At 73.9% G+C, this 16,042-nt stretch carries 12 protein-coding genes and 1 riboswitch; of the genes, 3 read left to right on the top strand and 9 right to left on the bottom strand.

Going from position 1 to position 16,042, the window contains the following annotated elements; genetic code table 11:
* Positions 1-16 precede the first annotated feature (16 nt).
* A complete protein-coding gene (locus MTR79_RS24230) occupies positions 17-784 on the top strand; it encodes a permease (RefSeq protein WP_086705063.1) in 768 nt (255 codons plus the stop codon).
* A gap of 17 nt (positions 785-801) precedes the next feature.
* Here MTR79_RS24230 and cobI read toward each other — a convergent pair whose 3' ends face one another.
* From cobI to MTR79_RS24185, 9 genes are all read right to left on the bottom strand, one after another.
* Positions 802-1,533 carry a precorrin-2 C(20)-methyltransferase gene (cobI, locus tag MTR79_RS24225; RefSeq protein ID WP_086705064.1) on the bottom strand — a complete coding sequence of 244 codons (732 nt, stop codon included), beginning with the start codon at positions 1,531-1,533 and terminating at the stop codon, positions 802-804.
* Positions 1,530-3,029 (bottom strand): cobyrinate a,c-diamide synthase, encoded by a 1,500-nt coding sequence (locus tag MTR79_RS24220; RefSeq protein ID WP_244791957.1) that lies wholly within the window; start codon positions 3,027-3,029, stop codon positions 1,530-1,532. The genes cobI and MTR79_RS24220 overlap by 4 nt, the downstream gene beginning before the upstream one ends.
* Positions 3,026-3,625 carry a cob(I)yrinic acid a,c-diamide adenosyltransferase gene (gene cobO / locus MTR79_RS24215; protein ID WP_086705440.1) on the bottom strand — a complete coding sequence of 200 codons (600 nt, stop codon included), beginning with the start codon at positions 3,623-3,625 and terminating at the stop codon, positions 3,026-3,028. The genes MTR79_RS24220 and cobO overlap by 4 nt, the downstream gene beginning before the upstream one ends.
* Positions 3,625-5,613 carry a putative cobaltochelatase gene (locus MTR79_RS24210; protein WP_244791956.1) on the bottom strand — a complete coding sequence of 663 codons (1,989 nt, stop codon included), beginning with the start codon at positions 5,611-5,613 and terminating at the stop codon, positions 3,625-3,627. The genes cobO and MTR79_RS24210 overlap by 1 nt, the downstream gene beginning before the upstream one ends.
* Complete coding sequence (gene cobN / locus MTR79_RS24205; RefSeq protein ID WP_244791955.1) at positions 5,610-9,275, bottom strand: cobaltochelatase subunit CobN; 3,666 nt, start codon at positions 9,273-9,275, stop codon at positions 5,610-5,612. Before cobN ends, MTR79_RS24210 begins: the two co-directional genes overlap by 4 nt.
* Positions 9,272-10,807, bottom strand: coding sequence for a cobyric acid synthase (locus tag MTR79_RS24200; protein ID WP_189366489.1), 1,536 nt, complete (start codon positions 10,805-10,807; stop codon positions 9,272-9,274). The genes cobN and MTR79_RS24200 overlap by 4 nt, the downstream gene beginning before the upstream one ends.
* Positions 10,804-11,745, bottom strand: coding sequence for a cobalamin biosynthesis protein (locus MTR79_RS24195; RefSeq protein WP_189366490.1), 942 nt, complete (start codon positions 11,743-11,745; stop codon positions 10,804-10,806). The genes MTR79_RS24200 and MTR79_RS24195 overlap by 4 nt, the downstream gene beginning before the upstream one ends.
* A gap of 140 nt (positions 11,746-11,885) precedes the next feature.
* A riboswitch (cobalamin riboswitch) is annotated at positions 11,886-11,956 on the bottom strand.
* Between the two features lie 228 nt (positions 11,957-12,184).
* On the bottom strand, positions 12,185-12,406 hold the full coding sequence (locus MTR79_RS24190; protein WP_189366491.1) for a hypothetical protein: 222 nt from the start codon (positions 12,404-12,406) through the stop codon (positions 12,185-12,187).
* A 28-nt stretch (positions 12,407-12,434) separates the two neighbouring features.
* Positions 12,435-13,685, bottom strand: coding sequence for an inorganic phosphate transporter (locus MTR79_RS24185; RefSeq protein WP_189366492.1), 1,251 nt, complete (start codon positions 13,683-13,685; stop codon positions 12,435-12,437).
* A gap of 155 nt (positions 13,686-13,840) precedes the next feature.
* On the opposite strand from MTR79_RS24185, the gene MTR79_RS24180 reads away from it, so the two are divergent.
* Together MTR79_RS24180 and MTR79_RS24175 are read left to right on the top strand one after the other, a co-directional pair.
* Positions 13,841-14,572, top strand: a complete 732-nt coding sequence (locus MTR79_RS24180) for a class II aldolase/adducin family protein (RefSeq protein ID WP_086705165.1) — start codon at positions 13,841-13,843, stop codon at positions 14,570-14,572.
* 268 nt (positions 14,573-14,840) lie between these two features.
* Positions 14,841-15,968, top strand: coding sequence for an alpha/beta hydrolase (locus MTR79_RS24175; RefSeq protein WP_189366494.1), 1,128 nt, complete (start codon positions 14,841-14,843; stop codon positions 15,966-15,968).
* Positions 15,969-16,042 lie beyond the last annotated feature (74 nt).

Below are 16,042 nucleotides of genomic sequence, written 5' to 3'. Positions count from 1 at the left end.
CGGATACGAAGAGCACATGGCGGTCCTCGTCGCGCTGGGCGCGTTCCTGATGACGCTGGCCGGCGGCTGGTCGGCACACCGTGTGACCGACCGCCGCCACCTGGTGCTGGGCCTGGCCGGCGGACTGATGCTCGGCGTGGTCGGCCTGGAACTCCTTCCGGAGTCCCTGGAGGCCGCCGGCACCGAGCTGTACGGCGTACCGGTGGCGCTGCTCCTCTTCGTCGCCGGCTTCCTGCTGGCGCACCTGGTGGAACGACTCCTCGCCCACCGCCCCCGGCATCTCGACCCCGCTCGAGCCGGGGGGACCCCCATGACCGCGCACGGTGCGGCGGAGAACCACGGCCGCACACCCGAGGTGGGCCTCACCGCCGCGGCGGCGATGGTCGGGCACAGCGCGATGGACGGCGTGGCGATCGGCGCCGCCTTCCAGGTCGGCGGCGGCATGGGCGCCACCGTCGCGGTCGCCGTGATCGCCCACGACTTCGCGGACGGCTTCAACACGTACACCCTCGCCCACGCCTACGGCAACGCCCGCCGCCGCGCCCTCGCGATGCTGTGGGCGGACGCCGCGGCACCGGTCGTGGGCGCCGCCTCCACCCTGTTCCTCACGATCCCTGAGCCGCTGCTCGGCGGCTACCTCGGCCTGTTCGGCGGCGCGCTGCTCTACCTCGCGGCGGCCGAGATCCTGCCCGAGGCGCACCACGCCCACCCGGCCCGCTCCACGCTGGTGTGCACGGTCGCCGGGGTGCTGTTCATCTGGCTGGTCGTGAGCGCCGCCCACTGACCGCCCGTCGGTCCGCCTCACAGCTTCCCGCCCCGTCCGCCCGCACGCCGGGGCGGCGCGATCAGCGTCGACAGATACGGCAACGGCGTCCCGTCCATCTCCGCCGCGGACCGCACGGACTCGTCCGCCAGCCCCAGCGCGGACCCCCACACGGCGTCGTCGAGCCGCCCGGTCTCCCGCAACGCCGCGGCGACCTCACCGGCCTGCCGCCCGAACTTGTAGGCGACGACGGTGCCGGGCCCGGCAAGGGCCTCCTTCAGCACGGCGCTCCCGGCGGTGACCGGCACCAGCGTCAACGGCTCGGTCCCCTCGGTCAGCACGGCCCCGGACCGGGCGGCGAGATCCTGCATGGCGGTGATTCCGGGCACGGTCTCGACCGTCACCCCCGGCACGAGCTCCCCGACGGTCTGCGCGAGATAGGTGAAGGTCGAATAGACGTTGGGATCCCCGATGGTCGCGAACGCCACGGAACCGCGCTCCCGCAGCAGCCCGGCGACCCGCTCACCGGCGGCGTCCCAGGCGGCCTCCCGCCGCTTCCTGTCCGTCCGCTCGTTCAACGCGAACACGACCCGGACGACCTTCTCCGCGGGCACGTAGTGCAGCACGGTCGCCTCGGCCCGCCCCCGCTCACCCGTGTCCATCACGGGTACGACGACGACCTCGGCGGCCCGCAGCGCGTTGACCCCCTTGACGGTCACCAGTTCCGGGTCGCCGGGCCCGACGCCCACCCCGGTCAGCCTGCTGCTCATGACGTCCGGCACCTCTCCACGAACCGACGGGCGACACCGGGCGCCGACGCCCAGTGGGTGTGCAGATAACTGGCGTGCACGCCGCCTTCGACGAACCCTTCGACCCGCCGCTCGGGCACACGCACCCCCCAGGCGGGAGAGGCCCCGGCCCCCGGCTCGACGACCGTCCGATGGAACTCGTGCCCTCGCATCCGCGTCCCCGAGGCGGCCAGCACGCTGTCACTCACGGCCACGGCGTCCCGGTACCCGAGCGTCAACCGCTCCGACATCCGCGCGGAGGCGTCCAGCACGCCACACATGGGCATCCCGTCCAGCTCCCGGCACAGATACAGCAGCCCGGCACACTCGGCGGCAACGGGCGCCCCACTCGCGGCAACCCCGGAGATCCGCTTGCGCAGCGCCTCGTTGGCGGACAGTTCGGAGGCGTACACCTCGGGGAACCCCCCACCGATGACGACCCCTGAGGTCCCTTCCGGCAACTCCTCGTCGCGGAGGGGGTCGAAGGTGACGACCTCCGCCCCGGCGGCGGTCAACAACTCGGCCTGCTCGGCGTAGGAAAAGGAGAACGCGGCCCCACCGGCGAGGGCGACGACCGGGCTGCCCGCCTTCTTGACGGGCGTGGCAGCCACTGCCGGCCCGTCCGGCGCTTGAGGACGAGGCCCGCCAGGGCCGACAGGGGGCTCCGGGGGCGCAGCCCCCGGGGAAGGGGAGGGAAGGGGCGGCGGGGGCGAAGAAACAAGCGCCTCACCCGCATCCCAAGCCGCACCCGCCAGGGACCCCGCACTGCACGCGAGGGCGACAAGCCCTTCGAGGTCACACCCCTGCGCGACCTGCGCCCCCATCGCCTCCACGGCGGCAACGGCGGCAGCCGCCCGCTCGGCCACGGGCACCAGCCCCAGATGCCGAGACGGAGTCTCGACCGGCGCGGCCCGCCGCAACACCCCCAGCACGGGAATCCCGGTCGCCTCCAACGCCTCCCGCAGCACGACCTCGTGCCGATCCGAACCGACCTTGTTGAGGATCACGCCCCCGACCCGAACCTCCGGGTCGAAGCTCACGAACCCATGCACCAGCGCCGCCACCGACCGAGCCTGCGCCGACGCGTCGACCACCAGCACCACCGGCGCCCGCAGCACCTTCGCCACCTGCGCGGTGGACGCCAGCTCCCCCTCCCCGGAGGCCCCGTCGAACAGCCCCATCACGCCCTCGACGACGGCGATGTCGCACCCCCGCGCGCCGTGCGCGAACAGGGGCGCCATCAGCTCGGCCCCGCACAGGTACGCGTCGAGGTTCCGCCCCACCCGCCCCGTGGCGAGCGCGTGATACCCGGGATCGATGTAGTCGGGCCCCACCTTGTGCGGCGACACGGCCAACCCGCGCGCGGACAACGCGGCCATCAGCCCCGTGGCCACGGTGGTCTTCCCGCTCCCGGAGGCGGGCGCGGCGATGACCAGCCGGGGAACGGAGCGGACGGACCCGACGGCCGCCCCCGTCACCACTCGATCCCCCTCTGTCCCTTCTGTCCGACGTCCATCGGATGCTTCACCTTGGACATGTCGGTCACCAGATCGGCGAGGTCCACCAGCTCCGCCGGCGCGTTACGTCCGGTGATCACCACATGCTGCGTCCCCGGCCGCTCCCGCAGCACGGACACGACCTCGGCGGTGTCGACCCACCCCCAGTGCATCGGGTAGGCGAACTCGTCCAGCACGTACAGCCGGTACGTCTCGGCGGCCAGGTCCCGCTTGACCTGCTCCCAGCCCTCGCGGGCCTTCTCCTCGTTGTCCATCTGCGCGTCGCGCTGCACCCAGGACCAGCCCTCGCCCATCTTGTGCCAGGCGACGGACCCGCCCTCACCGGAGTCCCCGAGCACCCGCAGCGCACGCTCCTCGCCGACCTTCCACTTCGCCGACTTGACGAACTGGAACACCCCGATCGGCCACCCTTGGTTCCAGGCGCGCAACGCCAGCCCGAACGCGGCGGTCGACTTCCCCTTGCCCACGCCCGTGTGGACGACGACGAGCGGCCGGTTCCGCCGCTGGCGCGTCGTCAGACCGTCCTCCGGCACGACACTCGGCTGCCCCTTCGGCACTACGCGGCCCTCCTCTGTACGTCCTTCACCAAGCCGGCGATCGAGTCGGCCCGCAGCTCGTCCAGCGTCACGGCGGTCCCGCCCAGCTCACCGGCGAGCCGCCCGGCCAGCCCGAGCCGCACCGGCCCCGACTCGCAGTCCACGACCACGGAGGCGACGCTCTCCGCCGCGAACAGCCGCGCCGCACGCGACGCCAGCGCGACAGGCTCCGGACCACCCGTCGCCCGCCCGTCCGTCACCACGACGACCAGCGCCCGCCGCGCGGGGTCCCGCAACCGCTCCACCCGCAGCACGTCGTGCGCCTTGAGCAGGCCCGCCGCCAGCGGGGTGCGTCCGCCGGTCGGCAGCGACTCCAGCCGGGCCGCCGCCGCGTCCACCGACGAGGTGGGCGGCAGCGCGACATCCGCCGCCGACCCGCGGAAGGTCACCAGGCCGACCTTGTCCCGCCGCTGGTAGGCGTCGAGCAGCAGCGACAGCACGGCACCCTTCACGGCGCCCATCCGCTGCCGCGCGGCCATCGACCCGGAGGCGTCCACGACGAACAGCACGAGGTTCCCCTCGCGGCCCTCCCTGGTCGCCTGACGCAGATCGTCCCGGCGCACGACGAGACCGCGTCCCGACCGCCCCCGCGCCCGCTGGTGCGGAGCCGCCGCCCGGACGGTCGCCGCGAGGTGCAGTTTGGTCAGGGTGCCCTGAGGACGGCGCGCGCCCGTCGTCCGCCCGTGCTCGGTCCGGGCCCGCGACCGCCGTCCGGCGGCCCCCTCGCCGATTCCGGGGACGCTCAGCACCTTGGTGCGGAAGGGCTCCGCCGCCGGCGCGGGGGACTGCTCCCCGGCGCCGGCGGGCGCGGGCTCACCCTCACCACCCTCGGGCTGGGCGCCGGCGCCGTCCCCCGCAGGACCTTCGTCCGGCCCGGGCTGTCCACCACCCCCGCCGGGACCACCGCCGTCCCCGTCCGGGTCGGGGCCGTCGTCCCCGGAGGACTCCTCCAGCGTCTCGTCGAGCTTGTCCTCGTCCAGCCCCGGCGCGTCGAACGGGTTGCGCCGCCGACGGTGGGGGAGGGCCAGCAGCGCGGCCTGCCGCACGTCCTCCGCCAGCACCTCCGTCCGTCCGGCCCACGCGGCCAGCGCGGTCGCCGTGCGCGCCATCACGATGTCGGCCCGCATGCCGTCCACCTCGAACGCGGCACACGTCGCCGCGATCTGCCGCAGCGCACCGTCCCCCAGCCGCACCGACGGCAGCAACTCCCGCGCCGCGACGATCCGCTGCCGTACGGCTGCCTCCTCGTCGGCCCACCGTGCGGCGAACCCGGCGGGGTCGTCGTCGTACGCCAGCCGTCGCCGGACGACCTCGACCCGCTGGTCCGGCTCCCGGGAGGCGGAGACCTCGACGGTCAGCCCGAACCGGTCGAGCAACTGCGGGCGCAGTTCGCCCTCTTCCGGATTCATCGTCCCGACGAGCAGGAACCGCGCCGCGTGCCGCACGGACACGCCCTCGCGCTCCACGTACGAGGCGCCCATCGCCGCCGCGTCCAGCAGCAGATCGACCAGATGGTCGTGGAGGAGATTCACCTCGTCCACGTACAGGATGCCCCGGTGCGCGGCGGCCAGCAGTCCCGGTTCGAACGCCTTCACGCCCTCCGCCAGCGCCCGCTCGATGTCGAGCGCGCCGACCAGCCGGTCCTCGGAGGCGCCGACGGGCAGCTCCACCATCCGCGCGGGACGGGACGCACCGCCGCCTGCGCCCTCGTGCGGTCCGTCCGGACATCCCGGGTCGGGCGAGGCCGGGTCGCAGGAGAACCGGCAGCCGGGCACCACCGAGACCTCCGGCAGCAGCGTGGTCAGCGCACGCACGGCGGTGCTCTTCGCGGTGCCCTTCTCGCCCCGCACCAGCACACCGCCGACGGACGGCGACACCGCGTTCAGCAGCAGCGCGAGCCGCAGGTCGTCCTGGCCCACGACGGCCGTGAAAGGAAAGGGGGTGGTCACTGGTCGTCGCCCTCCGAGTCGCCTTCGAGGTCGCCCTCGAGTTCCAGGTAGGTGGCGCGCAGCCGCTCCAGCGTGTCGGCGTCCGGCTCCGCCCACAGTCCGCGGTCCGCCGCCTCCAGGAGCCGTTCCGTGATGCCGCGCAGCGCCCAGGGGTTGGACTTCTTCATGAAGTCGCGGTTCTCCGGCGAGAACACGTACTCCGCGCTGAGCTTCTCGTACATCCAGTCGTCCACGACCCCGGCCGTGGCGTCGTACCCGAACAGGTAGTCCACGGTGGCCGCCATCTCGAAGGCGCCCTTGTAGCCGTGCCGACGCATGGCTGCCATCCAGCGCGGATTCACCACCCGCGCCCGGAACACCCGGTGCGTCTCCTCGCCCAGCGTGCGCGTCTTCACCTGGTCCGGGGTCGCCGAGTCGCCGACGTACGCCTCCGGGCTCGCGCCCGTGAGGTGCCGGACCATGGCGACCATGCCGCCGTGGTACTGGAAGTAGTCGTCCGCGTCGACGAGGTCGTGCTCCCGCGTGTCCACGTTCTTCGCCGCGACCGTGATCCGGCGGAACGCCGTCTCCATGTCGCCGCGCGCCGCGCGCCCGTCGAGCCCGCGCCCGTAGGCGTAGCCGCCCCAGACCGCGTACACCTCGGCGAGGTCGGCGTCGGAGCGCCAGTTCCGGGCGTCGATCAGCGGCAGCAGCCCCGCCCCGTACGCCCCCGGCTTGGAGCCGAAGATGCGCGCGGTGGCCCGCCGCCGGTCACCGTGTTCCGCCGCGTCCTCCTCGACGTGCGCCCGTACGTAGTTGGAGTCGGCGGGCTCGTCCAGCTCGGCCACCGCCCGCACCGCGTCGTCGATCAGTCCCACGACGTGCGGGAAGGCGTCACGGAAGAACCCGGAGATGCGGACCGTGACGTCGATGCGGGGCCGGCCCAGCTCCTCCAGCGGGACCACCTCGAAGCCGGTCACGCGCCGCGACGCGTCGTCCCACACCGGCCGGCACCCGAGCAGCGCCAGGATCTCCGCGATGTCGTCGCCCTGCGTGCGCATCGCGGACGTGCCCCACACCGTCAGGCCGACGGACTTCGGGTAGGCGCCCGTGTCCTCCAGGTACCGTCGGACCAGCGAGTCCGCGAGCGACTGACCGACCTCCCAACTCAGCCGCGAGGGGATCGCCTTGGGGTCGACCGAGTAGAAGTTCCGGCCGGTCGGCAGCACGTTGACCAGTCCGCGCGTCGGCGATCCCGAGGGACCCGCGGGCACGTACCCGCCGTCCAGCGCCCGCAGGATGTGCCCGATCTCGTCCGACGTCCGCTCCAGCCGGGGCACGACCTCCTCGCACGCGAACCGCAACACGGCGACCGCGTCGGGAAGTTCGGTGTCCAGCACCTCACGCACCAGGCCCGGCACCGTGTCCGCCGCCCAGCCGCGCCGCTCCATGCCCTCCGCGAGCCGTCGGCACAGCTGCTCAAGCAGGTCGATCGCGTCGGCGGCCGTACGGGACGGGCCGTCGGCCAGGTCCGTCAGCTCCACCGGCGCCTTCACCGGCGCGCCCGGCTCGGCCAGCAGCTCCTTCTCCACCAGCCCGAAGTGCGCCGCGAGACAGGCCCGCAGACCCGGCAGCGCGTTCGCCCGTCCGCCCCACACCTGCGAGGCGCGCAGCACCGCCAGCACCAGGTTCACGCGCGGCTCGCCGACCGGCCCGCCGCCGAGGATGTGCAGGCCGTCGCGGATCTGCACGTCCTTGATCTCGCACAGGTAGCCGTCGATGTGCATGACGAACTCGTCGAACGCGTCGTCGTCCGGCTGGTCGTCGACACGCAGGTCGTGGTGCAGCTCGGCGGCCTTCACCAGCGTCCAGATCTGCGCCCGCACGGCCGGCGCCTTCGCCGGGTCGAGGTCGCTGACCAGCGCGTACTCGTCGAGCAGCTGCTCCAGCTTCGCCAGGTCGCCGTAGGTGTCGGCGCGGGCCATCGGCGGCACCAGGTGGTCGACGACCGTGGCGTGCCCGCGCCGCTTGGCCTGGGTGCCCTCCCCGGGGTCGTTGACGATGAACGGGTAGACCAGCGGCAGGTCGCCCAGCACCGCGTCCGGCGCGCACCCCGCGCTCAGCCCGAGGCCCTTGCCGGGCAGCCACTCCATCGTGCCGTGCTTGCCCATGTGGACGACCGCGTCGGCGCCGAAGCTGTTCTCCAGCCAGCGGTAGGCGGCCAGGTAGTGGTGGGACGGCGGCATGTCGGGGTCGTGGTAGATCGCGATGGGGTTCTCCCCGAAGCCGCGCGGCGGCTGGATCATCACCACGACGTTCCCGAACCGCAGGGACGCCAGCACGATGTCGTCCCCGTCGACGTAGAGGGAGCCCGGGGGCTCGCCCCACGCCTCGGTCATCGCGTCCCTCAACTCCGGGTCCAGCGTTGCGAACCAGGCCCGGTAGTCGGCCAGCGGCACCCGCGCGGGCGCCGCGGCCAGCTGGTCCTCGGTCAGCCACTCGACGTCGTGGCCGCCCGCCTCGATCAGCCGGTGGATCAGCTCGTCACCCTCGGACGGGTGCCCCTCGACGACGTACCCGGCGTCCCGCAGCGCGTCCAGCACGCGCACGGCCGACGCGGGCGTGTCCAGGCCCACCGCGTTCCCGACGCGCGAGTGCTTCGTCGGGTACGCGGTGAAGACCAGCGCCAGCTTCTTGTCCGCGTTCGGCTTGTGCCGCAGCGCCGCGTGCCGCACGGCGATCCCGGCGACCCGCGCGGCCCGCTCGGGGTCGGCGACGTACACCGGGACGTCGTCCGGGCCCTGTTCCTTGAAGGAGAACGGCACGGTGATCAGCCGGCCGTCGAACTCGGGGATGGCGACCTGCATGGCCGCGTCCATGGGGGAGAGGGCCGCGTCGGACTCCTCCCAGGCCGCGCGGGAGGTCGTGAGGCACAGCCCTTGCAGCACCGGCACGTCCAGCTCGGCGAGCGCGCCGACGTCCCAGGCCTCCTCCTCGCCGCCCGCCGACGCCTGCGAGGCGTGGCTGCCGCCGGCCGCGAGGACCGTGGCGACCAGCGCGTCCGCCCGGCCCAGCAGCTCGTACAGCGCGGGGTCCGCGCCCCGCAGTGAACCGCAGTACACGGGCAGGGCGTTCGCGCCGCGCGCCTCGATCGCGTCGCACAGGGTGTCCACGAAGGCGGTGTTGCCGCTGAGTTCGTGGGCGCGGTAGAAGAGCACGCCGACGGTCGGGCGTCCCGGACGCGTGACCCGGGAACCGTGCACCCCGAACTCCGGCATCCTGCGCGGCTCCTCGAAGCCCTCGCCGGTCAGCAGCACGGTGTCCGACAGGAAGCGCGCCAGTTCGGCGAGGTTCTCCGGGCCGCCCTCGACGAGGTAGCGCAGCGCCTCGGCCACCACGCCCGCCGGGACGCTCGACTCGGCCATCAGCTCCGCGTCGGGCACGCTCTCCCCGCCGAGCAGCACCGTGGGGACGCCGGCCGCCTTCAGCGCGGCCAGTCCGTCCTCCCAGGCGCGCTTGCCGCCCAGCAGCCGCACCAGCGCCACGTCGGCGCCGTCGAGCAGCACGGGCAGTTCCTCCGTGACGTCGACGCGGGTGGGGTTGCCGATGCGGTAACCGGCGCCGGAGGCCCGGGCCGCCAGCAGGTCCGTGTCGGCGGTCGACAACAACAACACAGTGCTCATACGGGCGCTCCCGGTGGAATGAAGGGCAGTCCTCGTGGCACGCCGGACTCGATGAGCCGCCACAGCGCGTCCGTGTCCGCGTGCTGTTCGATCAGGTCGCCGAGCCGGTCGAGCTGTTCCTCGCGCAGCGCGGCGAACGAGGTGTCGGGGGCCGGCACGAAACGGCGTCCCGCGCGCTCGGCGACCGCGCGCAGGAACGCCCGACGGAAACCGTCCGACTCCAGCGCACCGTGCCAGTGGGTACCCCAGGTGCCGCCGACCCGGCAGCCGTCCAGGCTGTGTCCGTGGTCGTCGGAGACGAACGGGTCGCCGCCCAGCACCTCGGCGACCCCGTGATGGATCTCGTAGCCCTCGACGTGCTCCCCGAGGGCCTCGCCGACGGGGCGGGCCAGGGTCTTCTCGCGGGCGAACCGCACCCGTACGGGCAGCACGCCGAGCCCGTCCACATGGCCCGCGCGGCTCTCCACGTCGTCCTCGATGTGCTCGCCGAGCAACTGGAAGCCGCCGCAGATGCCGAGCAGCGGCCGGCCCTCGGCGGCCCGCCGCACCAGCGCGTCCGCCAGCCCGCGCTCGCGCAGCCAGCGCAGCGCCTTCACGGTGCCGCGGGTGCCGGGCACGACCACGAGGTCGGCGTCGGCGAGTTCGTCCGGCCGGTCCACGAACCGCACCACGACGCCCGGTTCGGCGGCCAGGGCGTCCACGTCGGTGAAGTTGGACATCAGCGGCACCGCGCACACCGCGACCCGCAGCACCTCCTCGCCGGCCGGCGCGGCCACCGCGGACTCGCGCACGGCGCCCCGGAGTGACACGCGGAGGCCGTCCTCCTCGTCGATGCCGAGGCCGTGCCGGAACGGCAGCACGCCGTACGAGCGCCGCCCGGTCAGGCGGTGCAGCATGTCCAGGCCCGGCTCCAGCAGGGAGACGTCCCCGCGGAACTTGTTCACCAGGAACCCGGCGACCAGCTCCTGGTCCTCGGGGGAGAGCAGGGCGACCGTGCCGAAGAACGACGCGAAGACGCCGCCCCGGTCGATGTCCCCGACGACCAGCACGGGCAGGCGCGCGCCCCGCGCGATCCCCATGTTCACGATGTCGGTGCGGCGCAGGTTGATCTCCGCGGGGCTTCCGGCGCCCTCGCAGATCACCGCGTCGTACGCGTCCCGCAGCCGGTCCAGGCAGTCCAGGACCGTGCCGAGGAGCTTCTCCTGGCGGCCGCCGTGGTAGCCGCGGGCGCTCATCTCGCCGACCGGGCGGCCCATCAGCACCACCTGGCTGGACCGGTCGCCGCCCGGCTTCAGCAGCACCGGGTTCATCAGCGCCGTCGGCTCCACCCGGCACGCCTGTGCCTGCATGGCCTGGGCGCGGCCGATCTCGGCGCCCTCGCGCGTGACGAACGAGTTCAGCGACATGTTCTGCGCCTTGAACGGCGCGACCTTCACCCCCTGGCGCGCCAGCCACCGGCAGATCCCGGCGGTGACCACGCTCTTGCCGGCGTCCGAGGTGGTCCCGGCGACCAGCAGTCCGCCACCGCTCACGTGGCACGTCCCTTCAGCACACGCCGCGCGGCCACCCCGGCCGCCAGCGCCAGCCAGCCGACGCGCCGCGACAGGCGCACCGCCCGGTCGATGTCGGTGACGGCGACGGGGCGTCCGCCGCCGTTGAGGACGGGCCGGTGCTCGACCCGCCCGCCGTAGGAGAGGGTGCCGCCGAGCCGCACGCCGAGCGCGCCCGCGAAGGACGCCTCCACCGGACCGGCGTTGGGGCTGGGGTGCCTGCCCGCGTCCGCGCGCCAGGCCCGTACCGCTCCGCGCGGGTCAGGACCCAAGAGCGCGGCGAGGACGGCCGTCAGGCGCGCGCCCGGCCAGCCGGCGACGTCGTCGAGGCGGGCGGACGCCCAGCCGTAACGGCGGTACCGGGGCGACTTGTGACCCACCATCGCGTCCAGGGTGTTGACGGCCCGGAAGCCCGCCAGGCCCGGCACCCCCGCGACCGCGCCCCACACGAGGGCGCCCACCACGGCGTCGGAGGTGTTCTCGGCGACGGACTCCACCACGGCGCGGGCGATCCCGTCGGCGTCCAGGGCCTGCGGGTCACGGCCGCACAGGTGCGGCAGCCGCTCCCGGGCGGCCTCGACGTCACCGGCCTGAAGCGCCCGCCCGATGGCCCGCGCCTCCCGCGCCAGAGAGGTGCCGCCGACGACGGCCCAGGTGGCGACGCCGGTCAGGGCGACGGAAGCGGCAGGACTACGGCGTACGGCACGGGCGGCCAGGCTTGCGAGCGTGACGGCGCCGCCGACGCACACGGCCGTGTGCACGGCCCCGCGGCCCCGGTCGTCCCGCCACAGCTCCCGCTCCACGGCAGCCGCGGCCCGCCCGAAAGCGGCGACCGGATGGCCACGGCGGGGATCGCCGAGCAGCAGGTCGCCGAGAAGGCCGGCGGCGGCGCCGTACGCGAACACGCGATCGGCACCCATGGTTCAGCCGGTGACGGATCCGGAGGTTACGGCCCCGGAGGGGGGTGGGGTGTCGCTGATCGACCTCGACAGGCTGCCGCGCATGGCGATATGTCCTCACTCAGGGTGTCCGCGCCCTGGTTCGACGAGACCGGCGGCGAGAGTTCCTGGCTCCCGGGGCTCACCCCGGTGACAGTGGCGGGACCGCGCCGGATTCGCACCGGCTTCCTCTCCTGCCGCCGTATTGGCGGAGGCAGTCCACCATGCCCCCGGAAGGGCCGTCAACTTGCCGTTGACCTGCGGGGCTGAAGTGTGCCGAGGCCCACAGAGGGGCCCACGTGGGTGAACGGCGGGAACGGCGCATGGACGCGCGGACGCGGCGCACGGCGCGCGGACACGGCGGCGGGCGGGACGGGAGCCGCTGCTCCCGTCCCGCCCGCTCATGCGTGCGGCCCTGTGGTCAGGCCATGATCAGGTAGATGCCGTAGCCCACGGCCGCCGCGCACGCGGCGAAGCAGGCGTAGGCGCCGGTGACCGCGAGGGCCGCGGACCGGCCCTCGGCGGTGGCCCGCTCGCGGCGGGACAGACCGGTGATGCCGAGGGTGAACAGAGCCACCAGGGCCACGGTGACCACGAGGCTGACGCCGAACACGGAGCCGAGGGCCGCCCAGTCGATCTTCATGCTGCTTCCTTCTTCGTGCCGGACGCGGTCAGACGGTCGAGGCGGCCGACGGGGCCTGCGGGTCGTTGGCGGGCGGGGCCGGGATGGTGGCCGAGAGATCCTCGGAGGGACCGGCCGGGGGCGGGGTCACGGCGGCGATCGCCTGGGTGACCACACCGGCGGGCTCCTCGGCGGGGGTGTCGTGGTCGTTGACGTTGGTGTGGTCGACGACCTCGCGCCGGGAGATCTTCCAGATGGCCGCGCTGGACGCGACCAGGAAGACGGCCACGACGGCGGTGCCCCAGCTCCCGAAGCCGCACACCCACTCGGCGATCGCCGCGACCAGGGCGGCGGCCGGCAGGGTCAGGCCCCAGGCGACGAACATCCGGGTGGCCGTGGACCAGCGGACCACGCCGCCCTTGCGGCCGAGGCCGGCGCCCATGACGGCACCGGAGACGGAGTGCGTCGTGGAGAGGGAGAAGCCCAGGTGCGAGGAGGCCAGGATGACCGTCGCGGCGCTGGTCTGGGCGGCGAAGCCCTGCTGCGGCTGGAGGTCGGTCAGGCCCTTGCCCATGGTGCGGATGATGCGCCAGCCGCCCAGGTAGGTGCCGAGGGCGATGGCGATGCCCGCGGAGAGGATGACCCACATCGGCGGGTCGGAGTCGGGGGCGACGGCGCCGCCGGCCACCAGGGCGAGGGTGATGATGCCCATCGTCTTCTGGGCGTCGTTGGTGCCGTGGGCCAGGGAGACCAGGCCGGCCGAGGCGATCTGCCCGGCGCGGTAGCCCTTCTCGGAAGCCTTGGCCTCGGCGTTGCGGCCCATGCGGTAGGTGAGCCGCGTGGCGAACATCGCGGCGAGGCCGGCCACCAGCGGGGCGGCGATCGCGGGGATGAGGACCTTGGTGACCAGCACGTCGCCGTGGACCGCGCCGAAGCCGGCGGAGGCGACCGTGGCGCCGATCAGACCGCCCATGAGGGCGTGCGACGAGCTGGACGGCAGGCCGACCAGCCAGGTGAGGAGATTCCAGAGGATCGCGCCGACCAACGCGGCGAAGATGACCTCGGGACGGATGCCGGCCTCGTCGACGAGGCCCTTGGAGATCGTGTTGGCGACCTCCACCGAGAGAAAAGCACCCACAAGGTTGAGGACGGCGGACATGGCCACTGCCGCCTTGGGCCTCATCGCACCGGTCGAAATGGTCGTTGCCATCGCGTTCGCGGTGTCGTGGAAACCGTTCGTGAAATCGAACGCGAGTGCGGTTACCACCACAATCGCGAGGATCAGCGAGAAGCTTTCCATTTACCCAGGCAATCGTTCGAGGTCATTGGCTCGTCGAACGTAGGTAACCAGGGTGAACGGAAGATGAACTGGAACGGGCATCGCGGTGACCGTAAGAGGGGGTGCGCGCTCCGCCGTCCAGCCCAGGCTGCCTGGGCTCCTGGCAGGATCTCCACATGGCCGAACAGGGCGGGACCGGACAGGAAGCGGAGGGCGCTGTGCGCGGCGTCCCGGGTACGCGCGGTGAGGGCTTCACGGCGCCGGGCGAGGAGGTGGCGGAGGCTTGGGCGGAGCTGGTCGCGACGGCCCGCCGGACCGTCGCCGACGGCCTGGTCGTCGGCACCTCCGGCAACGTCTCCGTACGGGTCGGCGACACCGTTCTCGTGACCCCCTCGGGCGTCCCGTACGACCGGCTCACCCCGGCCGACGTGACGGGGGTGGACCTCGAAGGCCGGCAGGTGCTCGGCACGCTGGTCCCGACCAGCGAGCTGCCCCTCCACCTGGCCGTCTACCGCACGACCGACGCGCGCGCCGTCGTCCACACGCACGCCGTGCACGCCACCGCCGTCTCCACGCTCGTCGACGAGCTTCCCGCGATCCACTACATGACCGCTGCCCTCGGCGGCCCCGTGCGCGTGGCCGCATACGCCACCTACGGCACGCCGGAACTGGCCGGGAACACCCTGCGCGCCCTCGACGGCCGCACCGGCTGCCTGATGCGCAACCACGGCACCCTCACCCACGGCGCCGGCCTCGACCAGGCGTACGACCGCACGGCCCAGCTGGAATGGATGTGCCGCGTCTGGCTCACGGCCTCCTCGGTGCCGGGCCTGGCCCCGGCCCTGCTGAGCCGGGAGCAGCTCGCGGAGGCGGGGGAGCGGTTGCGGGGGTACGGGCAGCGCGGGTGAGGCGTTCCGTCGGCCCGGCGGCAGCCGGACGAGCGCTCGGAGCGCTCCGTGACGCCATGTCGACATACCGGTTTGCCGTCTTGGGGTCCCCGGGGTCCGTCGGCCGAAAGAAGGTGCGTTCACCCGTCGGCCGTCGAGTCCCTGGTGTCAGGACGGGTTGGCCGGGAACCCCTTCCGCTGACGCGGCCGTGAGGCCGACCGCGTCCGGGCGGGTTTCCGGTCACGTGTCCACTGGCCGGGTCCGCGTCCGGACCCGACACTGGGAGGCGTGCGCACTGTGACTGCGACGGCAGCAGCCGTCACCGCCGTGATAGGGGCCGGCGCCGCCGCGGTGGTTGCCGGCCGGTTCGCCAGCGACGCCGCCCTGAGGATCCCCTCGGGCCGGCCCCTGCCCACCGAGCCCGGGCTCACCGTCCACGCCACCGCCGCCGGCCAGGTCACCCTCACACGTGACCTCGCCGCCCTGCGGCCCGGCCGCTACGGACTCGTCGGCGAACGCTTCCACGCGGTCCTGGGACCCGTCCTGCACGGTACGGACCACTCCGCCGACACCGTCGTACGCCGCCTGGAACGCGTCACCTACGGGACGCCCGAGCCCGGCGACCGGGCCCGCTTCACCCCGAACGTCCACGTCGGCGACCCCGGCACCGCGCTCGGCGTCGACCACACCGTGCTCGACGTGCCGGGCGAACTCGGCCCGCTGCCCGCGTGGTTCGTGCCCGGCAACCGGGACACCTGGGTGATCGCCGTGCACGGTCTCGGCGCCACCCGCGAACACGTCCTCAACGTCCTCGACGCCCTCCACCGCCACCAGTTCCCCGTGCTCGTCCCCGCCTACCGGGGCGACCCGGAGGCGCCCCGCTCCCCGGACGGGCTCAACCACCTCGGCGAGACCGAGTGGCGCGACCTCGACGCCGTGCTGCGGCACGCGGTCGACTCCGGCGCCCGCAAGGTGGTCCTGTACGGCTTCTCCACCGGCGCGACCATGGCGCTGCGTGCCGCCGCCCGCTCGGAACTGCGTGAACGGATCGCCGGGCTGCTCCTGGACTCCCCGGTGCTCGACTGGGAGTCCACCTTGCGCGCCCTCGCCGGCGCCCGCCGCACCCCCGGCGTGCTCCTGCCGCTCGCCGTCCGCGCCGCCCAGGGCCGCACCGGCCTGTACGGCGACCACCGGCCCGGTGTGGCGCGCCTGGAGGGCATCGCGATCCCGACGCAGATCTTCCACGGCCCCGACGACACGGTGGCCCCCTGGCGGTTCTCCCGCCGCCTCGCCGCCGCCCACCCCAACACGGTCACCCTCCAGACCGTCAGGGGCGCCCCGCACGCCGCGATGTGGAACGCCGACCCGGCCGCGTACGAGGAGTCGCTGCGGAGGTTCCTCGTCCCGCTGATGTGAGCGTGGGCGCCGCCAGGCGGGCACCTCGGCGGGACCTCCCGAGGGGTGCCGCGGCGGGCGGTGCGAGGGATTCC

The organism is Streptomyces sp. BJ20 (genome assembly GCF_022869105.1).
GTDB classification, from domain to species: domain Bacteria; phylum Actinomycetota; class Actinomycetes; order Streptomycetales; family Streptomycetaceae; genus Streptomyces; species Streptomyces griseoincarnatus.
Note: the sequence above shows the minus strand (reverse complement) of the source record. Positions and strands in the feature narration are given on the sequence as shown.